This window comes from Rhodocyclaceae bacterium, from assembly GCA_020248265.1.
Taxonomy (GTDB): Bacteria; Pseudomonadota; Gammaproteobacteria; order Burkholderiales; family CAIKXV01; genus CAIKXV01.
In genome coordinates, this window is sequence record JADCHX010000002.1 from 242,603 (window position 1) to 259,625 (window position 17,023).

General features: G+C 66.6%; 17 protein-coding genes. All 17 read right to left on the bottom strand.

Going from position 1 to position 17,023, the window contains the following annotated elements:
* Positions 1-73: 73 nt before the first annotated feature.
* The 17 genes from ING98_01980 to ndk all read right to left on the bottom strand — a co-directional run bounded on the left by ING98_01980 (position 74) and on the right by ndk (position 16,678).
* The gene (locus ING98_01980; protein MCA3100618.1) at positions 74-580 is read right to left on the bottom strand and encodes a phosphoribosyltransferase; all 507 of its coding nucleotides are present in this window, start codon (positions 578-580) and stop codon (positions 74-76) included.
* Positions 581-621: 41 nt separating this feature from the next.
* Positions 622-1,917, bottom strand: a complete 1,296-nt coding sequence (locus ING98_01985) for an adenylosuccinate synthase (protein ID MCA3100619.1) — start codon at positions 1,915-1,917, stop codon at positions 622-624.
* Between the two features lie 71 nt (positions 1,918-1,988).
* The gene (locus ING98_01990; protein MCA3100620.1) at positions 1,989-3,143 is read right to left on the bottom strand and encodes an ATP phosphoribosyltransferase regulatory subunit; all 1,155 of its coding nucleotides are present in this window, start codon (positions 3,141-3,143) and stop codon (positions 1,989-1,991) included.
* 79 nt (positions 3,144-3,222) lie between these two features.
* Positions 3,223-3,414, bottom strand: a complete 192-nt coding sequence (locus tag ING98_01995) for a DUF2065 domain-containing protein (GenBank protein MCA3100621.1) — start codon at positions 3,412-3,414, stop codon at positions 3,223-3,225.
* A 32-nt stretch (positions 3,415-3,446) separates the two neighbouring features.
* A complete protein-coding gene (gene hflC / locus ING98_02000) occupies positions 3,447-4,325 on the bottom strand; it encodes a protease modulator HflC (protein ID MCA3100622.1) in 879 nt (292 codons plus the stop codon).
* On the bottom strand, positions 4,322-5,596 hold the full coding sequence (hflK, locus tag ING98_02005; protein ID MCA3100623.1) for an FtsH protease activity modulator HflK: 1,275 nt from the start codon (positions 5,594-5,596) through the stop codon (positions 4,322-4,324). Before hflK ends, hflC begins: the two co-directional genes overlap by 4 nt.
* A gap of 2 nt (positions 5,597-5,598) precedes the next feature.
* Positions 5,599-6,831 carry a GTPase HflX gene (gene hflX, locus ING98_02010; protein MCA3100624.1) on the bottom strand — a complete coding sequence of 411 codons (1,233 nt, stop codon included), beginning with the start codon at positions 6,829-6,831 and terminating at the stop codon, positions 5,599-5,601.
* A gap of 39 nt (positions 6,832-6,870) precedes the next feature.
* Positions 6,871-7,110, bottom strand: a complete 240-nt coding sequence (hfq, locus tag ING98_02015) for an RNA chaperone Hfq (GenBank protein ID MCA3100625.1) — start codon at positions 7,108-7,110, stop codon at positions 6,871-6,873.
* Positions 7,111-7,209: 99 nt separating this feature from the next.
* The gene (gene der, locus ING98_02020) at positions 7,210-8,562 is read right to left on the bottom strand and encodes a ribosome biogenesis GTPase Der (GenBank protein MCA3100626.1); all 1,353 of its coding nucleotides are present in this window, start codon (positions 8,560-8,562) and stop codon (positions 7,210-7,212) included.
* Between the two features lie 4 nt (positions 8,563-8,566).
* Entirely contained in the window at positions 8,567-9,796 is a 1,230-nt protein-coding gene (bamB, locus tag ING98_02025; GenBank protein MCA3100627.1) for an outer membrane protein assembly factor BamB, read from the bottom strand.
* A 5-nt stretch (positions 9,797-9,801) separates the two neighbouring features.
* On the bottom strand, positions 9,802-10,440 hold the full coding sequence (locus ING98_02030) for a tetratricopeptide repeat protein (protein ID MCA3100628.1): 639 nt from the start codon (positions 10,438-10,440) through the stop codon (positions 9,802-9,804).
* Positions 10,441-10,554: 114 nt separating this feature from the next.
* The gene (hisS, locus tag ING98_02035; protein ID MCA3100629.1) at positions 10,555-11,820 is read right to left on the bottom strand and encodes a histidine--tRNA ligase; all 1,266 of its coding nucleotides are present in this window, start codon (positions 11,818-11,820) and stop codon (positions 10,555-10,557) included.
* A 65-nt stretch (positions 11,821-11,885) separates the two neighbouring features.
* Positions 11,886-13,166, bottom strand: a complete 1,281-nt coding sequence (ispG, locus tag ING98_02040) for a flavodoxin-dependent (E)-4-hydroxy-3-methylbut-2-enyl-diphosphate synthase (GenBank protein ID MCA3100630.1) — start codon at positions 13,164-13,166, stop codon at positions 11,886-11,888.
* 56 nt (positions 13,167-13,222) lie between these two features.
* On the bottom strand, positions 13,223-14,266 hold the full coding sequence (locus ING98_02045) for a helix-turn-helix domain-containing protein (GenBank protein MCA3100631.1): 1,044 nt from the start codon (positions 14,264-14,266) through the stop codon (positions 13,223-13,225).
* 2 nt (positions 14,267-14,268) lie between these two features.
* On the bottom strand, positions 14,269-15,144 hold the full coding sequence (gene pilW / locus ING98_02050) for a type IV pilus biogenesis/stability protein PilW (GenBank protein ID MCA3100632.1): 876 nt from the start codon (positions 15,142-15,144) through the stop codon (positions 14,269-14,271).
* Positions 15,141-16,253 (bottom strand): 23S rRNA (adenine(2503)-C(2))-methyltransferase RlmN, encoded by a 1,113-nt coding sequence (gene rlmN, locus ING98_02055; GenBank protein ID MCA3100633.1) that lies wholly within the window; start codon positions 16,251-16,253, stop codon positions 15,141-15,143. Before rlmN ends, pilW begins: the two co-directional genes overlap by 4 nt.
* A complete protein-coding gene (ndk, locus tag ING98_02060) occupies positions 16,253-16,678 on the bottom strand; it encodes a nucleoside-diphosphate kinase (GenBank protein ID MCA3100634.1) in 426 nt (141 codons plus the stop codon). Before ndk ends, rlmN begins: the two co-directional genes overlap by 1 nt.
* Positions 16,679-17,023: the final 345 nt, after the last annotated feature.

The window sequence follows — 17,023 nt, forward strand, 5'->3', positions numbered from 1 at the left end:
CAGCGGCGAAGCAAACGGCATTCCAGTTCATCAATGCCGGCGATTGCGTTGACTGCAGCAGCCTGCGGCCCGCTCAGCCGGCTGCGTCGAGCAGGCTCTCCGGATCCATCAGGTCGTAGCGCTCGAACGGCTGGTGGATCCAGGGGTTCTCCGGCAGGTAGTGCACGAAGTAGTCAGGCTTGACGATGGACACCGCCTTGTACCAGAGCACGGCCGTACGCACCTCCTCGGTGGAAGCGTATGCCTCTTCGAGGTGGCGCTTGACCACGTCGAGCGTGATGCCGGAATCGACGAGATCGTCGACCAGCAGGATGCGCGTGCCCAGGCGGGCGGTGGTCATGGTCAGGTGTTCGGCCACGCGGATATGCCCGCGCACCGTGCCGGCTTCACCGCCATAGGATTGGGTCGAGATGATGGCCAGCGGGATGTCGAAGATCCGCGACAGCGTGTCGCCCACCCGCAGGCCGCCCCGGGCGATGCAGACGATCTGGTCGAACGACCAGCCGGAACGCAGCACGTCGCACGCGAGGCGCTCGTTGTCGCGGTGGTAGTCATCCCAGGATATGTGAAGGTCGGCCATCTTGGCTGTCAGCAGGTACGTTGGACCGGAGCTGCGGATGCTCAGGCGTTGAACGGATGGCGCATCACGATCGTCTCGTCGCGGTCGGGCCCGGTGGAGATCAGGTCGATGGGCACGCCGCAGATCGCCTCGATGCGCTTCAGGTAGTTGCGCGCGGCCTCGGGCAACGCGTCGTAGGTGCGGATGCCGACGGTGCTGTCGCTCCACCCTGCGACTTCCTCGTAGATCGGCTCGCAGCGAGCAAGGTTCTCTGCACCGAACGGCAGGATGTCGACCTCGTGCCCGTCGATCCGGTACCCGACGTTGATCTGCAACGACTCCATGCCATCGAGTACGTCGAGCTTGGTCACGCACAGCCCGGACAGCCCGTTGATCTGGATGGCGCGCTTGATCGCCGCGGCATCGAACCAGCCGCAACGGCGCGGCCGGCCGGTGACCGAACCGAACTCGTTGCCACGAGCCGCGATGTGGCGGCCGATGTCGTCGTCGAGCTCGGTCGGGAAAGGCCCCGAACCGACGCGCGTCGTGTATGCCTTGGTGATACCCAGCACGTAGTGCAACAGGTGCGGCCCCATGCCCGAGCCGGTACCCGCAGCGCCGGCCACGCAGTTGCTCGAGGTGACGAACGGATAGGTGCCGTGATCGACATCGAGCAGCGTACCCTGCGCCCCCTCGAACAGGAGGTTCCTGCCGGCGCGGTGTGCGTCGTAGAGCATGCGCGGCACGTCGGCCACCATCGGCTTGAGCTTCTCGGCGAGCAGCATGGTGTCGTCCAGCGTCCGCTGGAAGTCGACCGTGGGTGCCTTGAAGTAATGCTTGAGCATGAAGTTGTGGTAGTCGAGCACTTCACCCAGCTTGGAGGCAAAGCGCTCGCGGTAGAAGAGGTCCTGCACGCGCAGCGCACGCCGGGCAACCTTGTCCTCGTAGGCCGGACCGATGCCGCGCCCGGTGGTGCCGATCTTGTTCTCGCCACGCGCAGCCTCGCGCGCATGGTCGATCGCGACGTGGTACGGCAGGATCAGCGGACAGGCTTCACTGATGCGCAGCCGGGAGCGCAGTTCGACGCCGGCGGCCTCGAGTTCGACGATCTCCTTGATCAGCGCATCGGGCGAGATCACTACGCCATTGCCGATGTAGCACTCGACGCCTTCGCGCAGGATGCCGGACGGGATCAACCGCAGCACCGTCTTGCGGCCGCCGATCACCAGTGTGTGCCCTGCGTTGTGGCCGCCCTGGAAACGCACCACCCCCTGCGCATGGTCGGTCAACCAGTCGACGATCTTTCCCTTGCCCTCGTCGCCCCATTGGGAACCGATCACAACGACGTTTCTGCCCATGAGTTCCGCCTCGAGATTCTTATGCAGTTGTTCGTTCGGTGCGCGGCGGAGCATACGCGCCGCGCCTGTCGCTAGATGGGTTCGACCAGCCAGCAGCCGTCGCGCAGGACCAGCGCCCGCCTGCAACGGAGCTCCGCTATCGGCCGCTGGTCTCCGGGCAGGTCCATCACGACGATTTCACCCGTCGCACGCAGCGCCTCGATCGCCGCCAGCAGCGCCGCGTCCGTGCCCGTCGGCGCGATTACCGCGCCGGTGGCGGGCTCGGCGCCGACGATGGTCGACACCTCGAGCAGATCGAGGCTGAAACCGGTCGCCGGGCGAGCCCGACCAAAGGCGCGACCGACCTCGTCATAGCGCCCGCCTGCCGCGATCGCGGTGGCATGTCCGGCAGTGTATGCCGCGAATACCACCCCGCTGTGATAATGATAGCCGCGCAGTTCGGCCAGGTCGAAATGCAGCGTCGCGGCACCCGGCGCCGTAGCATCGGCCATCGCGGTCAGTTCCCCCAGCGCGCGGGAAATCTCGGGCAGCGCCGGCAGTTCGCGCGCGGCCGCATCGAGCACGCTACGATCGCCATACAGTTCCGGCAGCCTGCGCAGCGCCTCCCGCCAGGGGGAGGCCACGACCTCGGTGAGCGCCCGGACTTCAGGCACGTCCTTGCCCTGCAGCGCGGCGAACAGCGCGGACTCGAGCGTAGCGTCGATGCCGGCGCGCGCGACGAGCGTACGGAAGACGGCCACGTGCCCGAGGTCGAGGTGCACGTCGGGGACCCCTGCCAGCGACAGTGCACGCAGCATCAACTGCTGCACCTCGACGTCGCTCTCGACCGACGCATGGCCGAACAGTTCCGCTCCCAGCTGGAGCAGCTCGCGCCGGGCATTGTCCGTCGCCGGCCTCGCATGCAGCACGCTGCCGCAGTAGGCGTAGCGGGCCACGCCTTCGCGCTGGGCAAGGTATGCGTCGATGCGGGCCACCTGGGGCGTGATATCGGCGCGCACACCCATCTGGCGCCCGGACAACTGGTCGACCAGCTTGAAGGTGCGCAGGTCCAGGTCGACGCCGGTTCCCACCCGCAGCGAGTCGACGTACTCGAGCAGCGGCGGCATCACCACCTGGTAGCCACGCGTGCGGAACAGCTCCAGCAGTCGGCCACGCAGCGACTCGACCCGCTGCGCTTCCGGCGGAAGAATGTCTTCGATGTGGGCGGGCAGCTGCCAGTTGCGCATGGTCTGGATCGATGGGCGTGACGGGACGATACCGGGCCTGCCCGCAGGATGCAGGCCGGCGCGGCGCGAACCGCCTATTCTAATGGACCCAGTACAAGATCAGTACGCCAGCCAGCATCGAGGTGAGCCCGACGAAGCGCAGCTGGTTGTCGGGCAGGGACACCAGCCGGGTGAAGGTCTCTCGCCACAGCCTCGGGGCGAGGAAGGGCAGCAGCCCTTCCAGGACCAGCATCAGCGCGATCGCCAGCAGCAGTAAGGTACCCGGCTCCATGCAGGCTCAGCCGCCAACAGCTGTCCGGCTTGTCACTTCTGGGGCGAACCGGGCGAACGGAAGTAGCGGAAGAACTCCGAATTGGGCTCCAGGACGAACACGTTGTTCCGGCCGGCGAAGCTGCGCTTGTAGGCCTCGAGGCTCCGGTAGAACGCAAAGAACTCCGCATTCGACTGGAACGCCGCGGTGTACAGCGCCGATGCCTTCGCATCGCCCTCGCCGCGTATCCGCTCCGCGTCGCGGAAGGCCTCGGCGAGGATGATCTCGCGCTGCCGGTCACCATCGGCACGGATCTTCTCGCCCTCCGCCGCCCCGGTCGACCGCAGTTCGTTCGCCACGCTCTTGCGCTCGGCTTCCATGCGCCGGTAGACCGACTCGCTGACCTCCTGCGTGTAGTCGACCCGCTTGATGCGCACGTCGACCACCTCGATGCCGATCGCCCGGCCATCCTTGTCGGCGCGCTCGCGGACCATTTCGGTGATCTTCTGGCGCTCGCCCGAAATCACGTCGTTGACCGTACGCGAGCCGAATTCCGACCGCAGCGCAGAGTTGATGGTCTGCGACAGGCGGTTGACTGCGGCTGCCTCGTTGCCCTGCACGGCGATGAAATACTGTCGCACGTCGACGATGCGCCACTTCACGAACGAATCGACCAGCACGTTCTTCTTCTCGGACGTCTGGTAGCGCTCGGGTTCGGGCGCATCGATCGTGAGGATGCGCTTGTCGAAGTAGCGCACCGAATCGAGGACCGGGATCTTGAACTTCAGCCCGGGCGATTCGACTACCTGCGCGATCGTGCCCAGGCGCAGCACGATGGCCGTCTGCCGCTGGTCGACGACGAACACGCTCATGCTCAAGGCGATCAGCACGATCAGGGCGACCACGAGGGTCAGGGATACGGTCGGCTTCATTGACGCTGCTCCCTCTCGCGGCTGCGGAACGCATCACGAGAGCGTGCGGTTTCGGGGGACGCCGCGGCCGGTTCGGTCGGGGCGGGCTTCGCAGCGGCTGCCGGCGTCGCGGTCGGGTCGCCGGGGTTCACCGCCGGCGCCGTGGCACCGACCGAGGCGATCAGCTTGTCGAGCGGCAGGAACAGCAGGTTGCTGCCCTGGCGCTGGTCGACGACGACCTTGGTCGCATTGGTCATGACCGTATTCATCGCATCGATGTAGAGACGGTCTCGGGTGACCCGGGGCGCACGGTTGTACTCTTCGACCACCAACCGGAAGCGGGTTGCCTCGCCCTCGGCCGTGGCGACCACGCGCTGGCGATATCCTTCGGCCTCCTCGGCCAGGCGCGCTGCCGCGCCCCGCGCCCTGGGAATCACGTCGTTGGCATACGCCTCGCCTTCGCTCTTCTGACGCTCGCGATCCTGCCCGGCACGCACCGCATCGTCGAACGCGGCCTGCACCTGCTCTGGCGGCTGCGCCGACTGCATCGTCACGTTGCTGATCAGGATGCCCAGGTTGTAGCGGTCGAGCAGGCTCTGCATCACCTTCAGCACGTCGGCCTGTACCCCGCCGCGGTCTTCGTAGAGCACGGAATCCATGCGGCGCACACCGACCACCTGGCGGATCGCGGTCTCGGCCGCCTGCAGCACCGACTCGTCGGGGTTGCGCACGTTGAGCAGGAAATCTCGGCCGGAGGAAAGCGTGTACTGCACGGCGAACTGGACGTCGACGATATTCTCGTCGTCGGTGAGCATCAGCGACTCGCGCAGCACCTTGTTGCGCGGGTTGTTACGATAGCCGATTTCAACGGTACGCACGCCAGACACGTTCACTACTTCGGCGCGTTCGATCGGCCAGGGCAGGTGCCAGCGCGGTCCCGGGTTCGTCTCTTCGACGAACTTGCCGAAGCGCAGCACGACGCCACGCTCGGCCGGCCCCACGATGTAGACCCCGCTGGAGATCCAGCCGAGGACCACGATCGCGGCGACCAGTAGCCCGCCATTGCGCCACTGTCCGGAAGAAAGGCCGCCCCCTCCGAACCCGCCGCCGGATGCCCCGCCGACTTCGCGCGGCCCCTGCTTGCGGTTGCCGAGCATGTCGTTGAGCTTGCGGCTGAAGCGCCGCCAGAGTTCGTCGAGGTCAGGCGGCCCCTGGTTGTTGCCCCCGCCTCCGCCACCCCCGCCGCTGCTTCCGCCGCCGCGCTTTCCCCACTGGTTGTCGTTCAAGCCCATCGTTACCTGCTCCCGGCGCCTGTGGCGGCGCCTCCCGGACCACTGGTCCACGTTTCCGCATCGACGATCGCCGGTGCGGGCAGCAGTGCCTTCCCGTTCATCGGCGCGTCGCCCCTCTCATCCGGTTCGAAGCCCGGCTCACGTTCAGCACGATCGAAGAAATCATCCAGGGCCACCCGGAGCAGGTCTACCCCTGCACCGGTGAGGGCCGACAATGAGACACTGGTCAGCCCGCCGAGTTCATCGTGTACCACCTTCGGATCGATCGATACCAGATCGATCTTGTTGTACACCAGCATCTGCGGCACGCCGTCGGCACCGATTTCGGCCAGCACCCGGTTCACTTCACGGACCTGCCGATCGCGGTCGTTGCTGGCGAAATCGACCACGTGCAGCAACAGGTCGGCCTGCGCAGTCTCGGTCAGCGTCGCGCGGAAAGCAGCCACCAGTTCGTGCGGCAGGTCGCGGATGAATCCCACCGTGTCCGAAAGCACGATATTGCGCCCGGCTGGCGAAAACATCCGCCGGCTGGTCGTGTCGAGCGTGGCGAACAACTGGTCGGCCGCATAGGTCCCGGCGTGAGTCAGCGCATTGAAGAGCGTCGACTTGCCTGCGTTGGTATACCCGACCAGAGACACAGAAAGCGCCGCACCGCGCGCGCGCGCGCGCCGCTGCGTGGAGCGCTGACGTTCGACCTTGTGCAGCTTTTCCTTCAGGACCTTCACCCGCTTGCCCAGCAGCCGGCGGTCGGTCTCGAGCTGGGTCTCACCCGGCCCGCGCAGGCCGATACCGCCCTTCTGCCGCTCCAGGTGCGTCCAGCCACGGACCAGCCGTGTAGCGAGGTGGTCGAGTTGCGCCAGTTCGACCTGCAGCTTGCCTTCATGGCTGCGTGCGCGCTGCGCGAAGATATCGAGGATCAGCGTCGTGCGGTCGACCACCCGGCAACAGAGTGCCCGCTCGAGGTTGCGCTCCTGGACGGGGGATAATTCGTTGTTGAATATGACCACCGAAGCGTCGAGTTCGGAGCGCAGCGTGGCGATCTCGGCGACCTTGCCCGATCCGGCATAGGTGGACGGATCGATCCGGTTGCGGCTGCCGCCGACCACGCCGGCCACCTCGAGCGCGGCCGATGCCACGAGTTCGCGCAATTCCGCGAGGCTCTCGTCGTAGTCGCGCTCTGAGGACCCGAGTGCGACCAGCAGCGCTCGGCTACCCGTATCTGGCCGTTCGAACATCCGTCGGCTATCGGCTCGGCGGGTTGGGCAATGCCGGACTCAGCTGTCCGCCGGCGGATCGTACTGGATGCTGACCGCGCGGGCAGGCACCACGGTGGATATGGCGTGCTTGTAGACCATCTGCGTGACCGTGTTCTTGAGCAGCACGACGTACTGGTCGAACGACTCGATCTGGCCCTGCAACTTAATGCCGTTCACAAGGTAGATCGAGACCGGCACATGCTCTTTGCGGAGCGTGTTCAGGAAGGGATCCTGCAGCAGTTGACCTTTAGCGCTCACGTTGCCTTACCTCGCTTATTCTTGACGAAACACTGTACTGGATTTTCCAGACCAAAGCCACCCGTTGCAGTGCAGCATGCGGATGTCCACCCGGCCCCTCTACTTCGGCGTGCGCGGCCTGCCCTCGTAGGGGTTCGTGCCACTCTTGAACTGTATGCGCAGCGGCGTTCCTTCGAGCTTGAACGTGGTGCGGAACATGTGTTCGAGGTAGCGCCGGTAGCTTGCCGGCACCGCATCCAGCGTGTTTCCATGGATGACCACGATCGGCGGATTCATGCCGCCCTGGTGCGCATAGCGCAGCTTCGGGCGCGAGAATCCGGAACGTGGCGGATTCTGCTTCTCGACCGCAGCGAGCAGCGCACGCGTGAGCTTCGGCGTCGGCAGCCGGAGCATGGCCGCGCGAAATGCAGCATCGACCGCAGGCAGGAGCGCGTTGAGCCCGGTACCCCGCCGGGCCGAAACGTAAAGGGTACGGGCGAACGACAGGAAGCCCAGGCGCCGCTCGATGTCGTCTTTCACGCGGCCGCGCGCTTCGGCAGGCAGCCCGTCCCACTTGTTGACGACAACGACCAGCGCACGGCCGGCTTCCAGGATGTAGCCCGCGATGTGTGCGTCCTGGTCGCTGACCGAATCGCGTGCATCGAGCACCAGCACGGCCACGTTGCAGTCGTCGATCGCCTTCAGGGTCTTGATGACCGAGAACTTCTCGATCACCTCGTCGACCCGCGCGCGCCGGCGCATGCCCGCAGTGTCAACCAGCGTGTAGCGTTTGCCCCCGCGCTCGAAGTCGGCCGGTATGCTGTCGCGGGTGGTGCCCGGCAGGTCGAAAACGAGCATCCGCTCCTCGCCGAGCAGGGCGTTGGCGAGTGTCGACTTTCCCACGTTCGGCCGGCCGACGATCGCGATGCGCGGCGCCTGCGGTGCTTCCGGTTCGGAAGAGAGCGGCTCCGGCTCATCCTCGGGGAACCGCGCCAGCACGTCGGCCAGCAGGTCACCGACGCCCTCGCCGTGTGCCGACGAGATCGTCCATGGCGAACCCATGCCTAGCGACTGGAAATCTGCACCCGCGATCGCGTCCTGGATGCCCTCGGCCTTGTTCACCGCCAGCCACACCGGGCGCCCGGTCACCCGCAGCCGTGCGGCAATCTCACGATCCAGCGGCGTCAGCCCGGTGCGATAGTCGACCAGGAACAGGATCGCGTCCGCCTCGTCGATCGCCTGCTCGGTCTGCCGCGCCATCTCGCGCACGATGCCCTCGCGCACGACCGGCTCGAAGCCACCGGTATCGACCACCAGGAACTGCCGGCCGCTGAACGATCCACGTCCATAGTGCCTGTCCCGGGTCAGGCCGGGGAAATCGGCCACCAGTGCATCGCGCGACTGGGTCAGCCGGTTGAAGAGTGTGGACTTTCCGACATTGGGGCGGCCGACCAGGACCAGGGTAGGTTGCATCGGGTCAGGCGACCACGCCCATTGCGTACACACCGCCACTGCGGGTCTGGATCACGAAGCCGCGATCCACCGGCCGGGCTTCGATCGAGATCGCGCTACCGTCCGTCGGGATCCTGGCCATGAAGCTGCCGTCTTCGGGATCCAGCAGGTGCACGAAGCCCTGGTAGTCGCCGACCACCAGCGCCTGGCCGATGATCCGCGGCGCGCCCACGTTGCGCAGCTGCAGTGCTGCCTGGCGCCACAGGCTGGCACCGCTGGCACGGTCGAGCGCATGTATCACGCTGCGGTCGTCCACCACGTACACCGTGCGTGAACCGAGGGCCAGCCCGGCGATGCTCGAAATGTCGCGAGACCAGGCGAGCGTACCGCGCTGTGCATCGAAGCAGGCGACGCGCCCCTGAAAGGCCGCCGCGCACACCTCATTGTTGTCGAAGGCCGGGACGCTGGTGATCTCGACCACGCGTTCGAGTTCGGTAGCGCCGCGTGGCAGCGCCACTGCGACGTCCAGCCCGACCAGGCCTGTCTTGAGGTCGAGGCCGACCAGGCGACCATTGCCGAAACCGGCGAACAGCGCACCGCGCGAAACGGTGAAGCCGACGTGCGTGCGCACGGACAGGGTCGGTGCCGCACCGCGCTGGTAAACCCAGCGCTGCCGGCCGGTATCGGCCTCCAGGCCCCAGATCCGGGAGTCGCCGGTGCGCACCAGCACCAGACCGTCGGTGATCAACGGTGCGGCGAGAACCTCGCTCGAAAGGCGGACCTCCCAGGCGAGCTTGCCCGCCTGCGTGTAGACCTGCACCTCGCCGTTCTGCCCGCCGACCGCAACCAGGCCGTTGCCCGCACCCACACCGCCGGCTGTCGGCCGGATTACCTGCTGGCGCCAGCCGAGCTTGCCGGTGGCCGATTCGAACGCAGCCAGATTGCCGTCGGTGCCAATCGCGAAGACCATCCCGCCATCGACCGCGGGCGTGTACACGTAGCGCCCGGAACTGCCGACGTTGCCCTGCCATAGCACGCGCAAGGGCAGCTTCGCCTGGAACGGCACCAGCACCGCCGGACGCAGGCGCGGATCGACCTTGCGTCCGAACAGGCTGTCGTATGCCCCGCCCACCGTGCCACAACCAGCGAACGCGGCCGGCGCAAGGGTTGCAGCCGACAGCGCACGCAGCAGGCTGCGCCGCGCCGGGCGCGCGAGGGCTGGTGATGCGGTCTTGGTGGATATCGTCCGGCGCATGGGGTTCACCTCGCCTCGCCCAGCGCATCGAGCTTCAGCTGAACCAGATTGCGGTACGGACTCTTCTCTTCGAGCTTGTCGAACGCGAGCTGGTACGCATTACGCGCGGCATTCGCATCGCCCTGCGCGAGCAGCACATCCCCGCGCAGGTCGAGAAAAAGCGCATCGAATGCGCTGCCGCGCTTGGTATCGAGCACGCGCAGCGCGGCCACGAGGTCGCGGTCGTCGACCAGTACCGCCGCGAGCCGCAGCCGCGCGAGGTCGCGGAACTCGTCCTGCTTCGCGTTGGCGATCGCCCATTCGAGACGGGTGCGCGCCGCCTTGGTGTCGCCACCCTCGAAGTCGAGCCGGGCCGCGATCAGTGCCGCGAGCACCGCATACCCGGTGCCAGGATACTTGTCGGTGAGTTGGGCGGCTGCCTCCCGGACCCTGGTCTGGTTGTTGCCCTGCAAGCCCTCCTGGACTGCGAGGTAGAGCAGCGACGCCCCTTCGGTCTGCCGGTTCTGGTACCAGCGCCAGCCGGACAGGCCGGCGGTCGCCAGCGCCACCACGACCACTACGACCGTGACGAGGTTGCCGTGGCGCTCCCACCACGTCTTGATCGCGTCGATCTGTTCCTGCTGTTCCAGGTCGAAATGGGCCATCGGGCTTCCGGGTCGGTTGGGTCGGTTGGGTCGGTGATGCGGAGGAGTTGGATACTGGGTTGGGACGCCGGCGCTGCGCGGGACGGCGCCCGGCAATGACGGCGCCAGCAGGCGTCAGTGTCGTTCGGCCAGCAGCGCGGCGACCGCATCGGGCGCGAGCAACTGCTGTTCACCGGGGATGCGCAGCGGCTTCAGGCTGACCTTGCGTTCGGCCAGTTCAGACTCGCCGACGATCAACGCGTAGCGCGCACCGCTCGCATCGGCGCGCTTCATCTGGGCGGCAAACTTGCCACCGCCACCATGCACGACCACGGTATGGCCGCGGTCGCGCAACCCCTCGGCCACTTCGACTGCAAAGACCGCCGCGGCGTCACCCTGATGCACCACATAGGCTGCCGGCGGCGGCGCCTCGCGTAGTGCGGTAGTACCCTCGATCAGCGCAAGTATGCGCTCCAGACCCATCGCGAAACCACAGGCTGGCGCCGCACGCCCGCCGAGCTGTTCGACCAGCCCGTCGTACCGGCCTCCAGCACAGATCGTGCCCTGCGCGCCGAGCCGGGTGGTCACCCACTCGAACACCGTGCGGTTGTAGTAGTCGAGTCCGCGCACCAGCCGCGGGTTCAGGGTGAAGGCGACTCCGGCGCCGGCCAGCCGTGCTTGCAGCCCGTCGAAGTGGACCGCCGACTCGGCGTCGAGCATGTCGACCAGCTTCGGTGCACCGGCCACCATCTGCTGCATCGCCGGGTTCTTGGTGTCGAGGATGCGCAGGGGATTGGTATGCAGCCTGCGCAGGGCCTCTTCATCGAGCAGGTCTCGATGCTGCTCTAGGTAGGCGACCAACCGCCCGCGATGGGCCGCACGCGTGGCTGCATCGCCGAGCGAATTGAGTTCCAGCGAAATGTCGGTCAGCCCGAGCTCGCGCCAGAGCCGTGCGCAGAGCACGATCTGCTCGGCATCGATATCGGGACCGGCGAAGCCGATCGCCTCGCAACCGACCTGGTGGAACTGCCGATAGCGCCCCTTCTGCGGCCGCTCGTGACGGAACATGGGCCCTTCGTACCAGAGCCGCTGCGGCGTACCGTAGAGCAGGTTGTGCTCGATCGCCGCGCGTACGCAGGCGGCCGTCCCTTCCGGGCGCAGCGTCAGGCTTTCACCGTTCAGTTCGTCACGGAAGGTATACATCTCCTTCTCGACGATGTCGGTGACTTCGCCGATGGTGCGCACGAACAGTTCGGTGCGCTCGAGCACCGGCGTGCGCAACTCGCTGTAGCCGTAGCGTGCGAGCACACCCGAGACGCACTCGACGAGGCGACGGTAGCGCGCGGCTTGCGCCGGTAGCAGATCGTTCATGCCGCGTACGGCTTGGAGGGAAGTACCCATCGGGGACGGTTCTGTTCGGTCGCCGGTGGCGACGGCAAAGCCGCCGAGTATAGCGCGCCCGGAGGTCAGGCCTCGGCGGCTGTCGTGTTGCGTACCGAATAGTGGGAACGGACGTATTCGTCGACGATTGCCTTGAACTCCGTCGCGATGCCGTCTCCCTTCAGGGTCACCGTCTTGCGCCCGTCGACGAACACCGGCGCGACCGGCGTCTCGCCCGATCCGGGCAGACTGATGCCGATGTTGGCATGCTTGCTCTCGCCGGGCCCGTTCACCACGCAGCCCATCACGGCCACGGTCATCGTCTCTACCCCGGCATACTGGTCGCGCCACACCGGCATCTGCGCGCGCAGGTAGCTCTGGATGCCGTCGGCGAGTTCCTGGAAGAAGGTGCTGCTGGTGCGGCCGCAGCCCGGACAGGCGACGACCATCGGCGTGAATGAACGCAAGCCCATGGTCTGCAGGATTTCCTGCGCGACGATCACCTCGCGCGTGCGATCGCCATGCGGCTCGGGCGTCAGCGACACGCGTATGGTGTCGCCGATGCCTTCCTGCAGCAGCACCGCCATCGCGGCGGTCGATGCGACGATCCCTTTCGAGCCCATGCCCGCCTCGGTCAGCCCGAGGTGCAGCGGGTAATCGCAGCGCCGCGCCAGTTCGCGATAGACCGTGATCAGGTCCTGTACCGCGCTGACCTTCGCCGACAGAACGATGCGATCGCCCGGCAGGCCGATCGCCTCGGCCTCGCGTGCGCTGTCGATCGCCGACACCACCAGCGCCTCGCGCATCACCGCCGAGGCCTCGGCCGGCCGGGGCAGCTGGGCGTTCTCGTCCATCAGCCGCGCCAGCAGCGCCTGGTCGAGGCTGCCCCAGTTGACGCCGATGCGTACCGGCTTGCCGTAGCGGATGGCCACCTCGATCATCGTGCCGAACTGTTCGTCACGCTTCGTACCACGACCGACGTTGCCCGGGTTTATCCGGTAGGCATCGAGCACTGCGGCGCACTCGGGGTACTGGGTGAGCAGCCGGTGCCCGTTGAAGTGGAAGTCGCCGACCAGCGGTACGTTGCAACCCATCGCATCGAGCCGGGTGCGGATCGCCGGGACCTGCGCCGCGGCCTCGGGGCTGTTGACGGTGATCCTCACCACTTCGGACCCCGCACGCGCAAGCTGCGCCACCTGCATCGCCGTGCTCTCGGCATCGGCGGTGTCGGTGTTGGTCATCGACTGGACCATGATCGGCGCATCGCCTCCGATCCGCACATGGCCCACCCTGACCTGCCGCGTCGGCCGGCGCGCATCTGCACCGACTGCCTCTGCCCCGGAAGACGTTCCACCGACATTCGACATCACCACCCCCTCCAGATCCGATACCCGACTCTACCTCACCGCGGCGGCCGACGAATTCAGTCGAGCGTGAACCGGGCGACGTCGACGCGGGTGTACGGGCCAAGGTCGACTTCGCGGTCGCCATATGCGAGGCGGACGCTGCGCGCGTTGCCGACCACCAGAGACAACGGCGGCTCGCCCTGCACCACCTGCGACGAGCCCGGCGGATTGAGTTGAGAGAGTATCAGCCGTCCGCGTGCGTCCTTTATCTCGACCCACGACTCCCTGTCGAACGAAAGGCGCACCGTACGCGGCCCCGGGCTGAAGGTAGTGCCGATGTCGGAAGGTAGCGACGAAGACGCACCGACGGGGGCCGGCAGCGCGCCGGACGAACCCGCACCGGGTGCCGCAGGGATCGACGGTACGGGCGATGCAGCAGCAGGATCGCCCCCTGCGTCGCCCGGGGCAACTTCGGTCGCCACGGCTGGCTGCACAGGCACCGCCACCCCGGACTGCACGACCGGCGGCGAGGCGGCGTCGCGCACGGCCTGCACCGGTATGTCCAGGAACCGGGAAGGCCCCAACCATTCGAACGCGAGGAAGCCGACCACCACTGCAGCGACCAGCGCGGCTAGCGAATGCAGGCGGCGCGATGGCTGATCGCCAGTCCGCAACGGGATAGTGGTCGGCGGCGGCTGCCGCATGGCACCTTCGCGCGTGCCCGCCTGCGGAAGCACGACGGCGGGCTGAACCGGCAGGTGCTGGTCGAGCGCCAGCAGCACCTGTGCCGGATCGACCTTCACCAGCCTAGCATAGCTGCGGACAAAGCCTCGGATGAACATCGGCGAAGGAAGGCGGTCGAACGCATCGGCCTCGAGCGCCTCGACCTGGCGCATCGACAGCTTGAGGTAGTTCGCCACATCTCCGACCGACAGCCTGCAGCGCTCGCGTGCCTGCGCAAGCATCACCCCGGCCGAACACATGGCCGGTGCATCCGCCGCCGGCGTGTCGGGCTGGGTGGCGGTGACCGCCGCCGCGCCGTCGCGCGAGAGGGCATCTTCACGCTCGGCGCTGCCGGCGGCGTGCAGGTCGTGGAGCTTCGGGTCTTCGCTCGTATCCATGTTCATCGCCCACCTTGCTGGGTCAGCAACTGCGTCTCCGGCGCGCCCGGGAAGAGGCGCCGCAACTGTTGCGCGTACAGTGCCTCGGCCTGCCGGTCATTGAGCGCCCGCTCGAGACGCACACCGAGCCACAACACCTCGGCGGTAGGTGCCGCAGCCTGCATGTAGCGGTTCAGGAACACGCGCGCCTCCGGCAGGCTTCCGCTGGCGAACGAAAGTTCGGCCAGGTTGAACAATGCAACCGGCTGGTTGCTTCGCACACCCAGCGCCTGCTCGAAGAAACGCCTGGCTTCGGCATTGTCTCCGCGCCGGCGGGAACACACGCCGGCGTTGACCAGCGACCGGTCGACGTTGGTGTACAGCGGGCTGCGCACTGCCACCATGAAGAACCTGATCGACTCGGCATGCCGGCCCCGCTCGCACAGGAACCAGCCGTAGTTGTTGTTGATATCGGGGTCGGAGCCGGCCAGGCGCAGGGCACGCTCGAAATTCACGATGGCCTGCCCGTCTTCCTTGAGCGACATGTTGATCAGGCCGAGCAGGTTGTGGGCCTGCGCATTCTCAGGGTCGAGTTTCGCCGCGGAGTTCGCCTCGTCGAGTGCCGGTCCGACGGAACCCCGGGAAAAGTACAAAGACGCGAGTTCAACGCGCAGCCGGGCGGCTTCCTTCGGATCGGGCTTCTGCTCCGGCGTCTGCGGCTGGGGGCCTGTACCGACGTTCTTGCTGGCTGCCGTCGAAGCAGCAGACGCAGCAGGCCCGCCGAGTATCGATGAGGTGCAGCCTCCGAGCAGGAGGCCGCAGGCGCACAACGACAGCATGGCAGCCAGCCGCACGAACCCATCGCCGGAGCGCCGCACTGGCAGACTGCGCGCGCTCAATGGACCGCTCCCTGTCGGCGAATCACGCGCCGCGTCCGGTCCTGGACCTGCCCGGCGAGTTGCCCGCAGGCCGCATCGATGTCGTCGCCACGGGTCTTGCGAGTGGTCGCAATCAGGCCGGCGGCATGCAGCACCTCCGCAAAGCGCCGAACCGCATCGGGCGGCGAGCGGCGGAAGCCGGATTGCGGGAACGGATTGAACGGTATGAGATTGATCTTGCAGGGCACCGACGAGACGGTACGCACCAGTTCGCGCGCCTGTTCGACCGAATCGTTGACGCCCTCGAGCATCACGTACTCGAACATGATGAAGTCGCGCGGCGCATAGTCGAGGTAGCGCACGCACGCGGCCAGCAGCTCGCGGATCGGAAAGCGTTTGTTGATCGGTACCAGCCGGTCGCGCAAGGCATCGTTGGGAGCATGAAGCGACACGGCGAGCGCAACCGGGCATTCGCGCGCCAGGCGGTCGATCTCCGGCACCACGCCGGAGGTGGAAAGCGTGACCCTGCGGCGCGAAAGTCCGTACGCGCGATCATCGAGCATGATGCGCAGCGCGGTCACCACGTTGCGGAAATTCGTCAGCGGCTCGCCCATACCCATCATCACGACATTGCTGATGATGCGTTCCGGGTTCTCCTTGGCCTCGGCCGCAGCTGCGCGGCGCTCGATCGCGCCCAGTTCGCGGTTGGCCATCCACAGCTGACCGATGATCTCGGCCACGCTCAGGTTGCGGTTGAAGCCCTGCGCACCGGTCGAGCAGAAAGCGCACTCGAGCGCGCAGCCGACCTGGCTGGAGACGCACAGCGTGCCACGGTTCACCTCGGGAATGAATACGGTTTCGATCGCGTTGCCGCTGCCCGAAGCCAACAGCCACTTGCGCGTGCCGTCACTGGCCGTGCTGTCGGAGAGGATAGGCAGCGGTGCGATCTCGGCGGTGTCGGCGAGTTTCGCGCGGAACGACTTCGCGAGATCGGTCATCCTGCCGAAATCGCTCTCGCCGGCCTGGTGAATCCAGCGCATCAGTTGCTCGGCACGAAACGCGCGCTCGCCCATCGTCGCGCTGTGCGCGACCAGTCCCTGCAGATCGAAATCGAGCAGGTTGACCTTCATCAGCGGGGATGAATCTCCAGGCCGGGGAAGAAGAACGCCACTTCGATCGCAGCGTTTTCGGCGCTATCGGAGCCGTGTACCGCGTTGGCGTCGATGCTGTCGGCGAAGTCGGCCCGGATGGTGCCTTTGTCGGCCTTCTTCGGATCGGTCGCGCCCATCAGCTCACGGTTCTTCGCAATCGCGCCTTCGCCCTGAAGCACCTGCACCATCACCGGACCGGACGTCATGAACTTCACCAGGTCGCCGAAGAACGGGCGTGCGCGATGGACGTCGTAGAACGCACCGGCCTGGGCATCGGACAATTGGGTCATGCGCGCGGCAATCACGCGCAGCCCTGCCTTCTCGAAGCGGGAATAGATCTCGCCGATCACGTTCTTCGCAACTGCATCAGGCTTGATGATGGAGAGAGTGCGTTCTACAGCCATTTGAATCTCCTGGATTTCATTGATCGTTTGTCGCAGACAAACATCTGGCCCGCGGCATCTGGAAGCAGGACTACACGACCTTGCTGCGGGGTCTGCGCGCAGCCAGGCCGCGGCTGGACCGAAGCGACGATCGGACGTGGTGCCGACAAGCGCCGCTTCGACCCTGCGATGCGGGACGCGCTGACAACGTTACCGACCGGACCGCCCGAAGGCTACCAGAAACGTTCTGCAGAATAAACCCTAAGAGTCCGTTTTTCTTACCTTTTTTGCTGTCCGAGTCAGGACGCGAAACGTGCCTGCCGGCTACGGCTCCGACCCCCATCGGTGCTACGATCGGGATAGAGG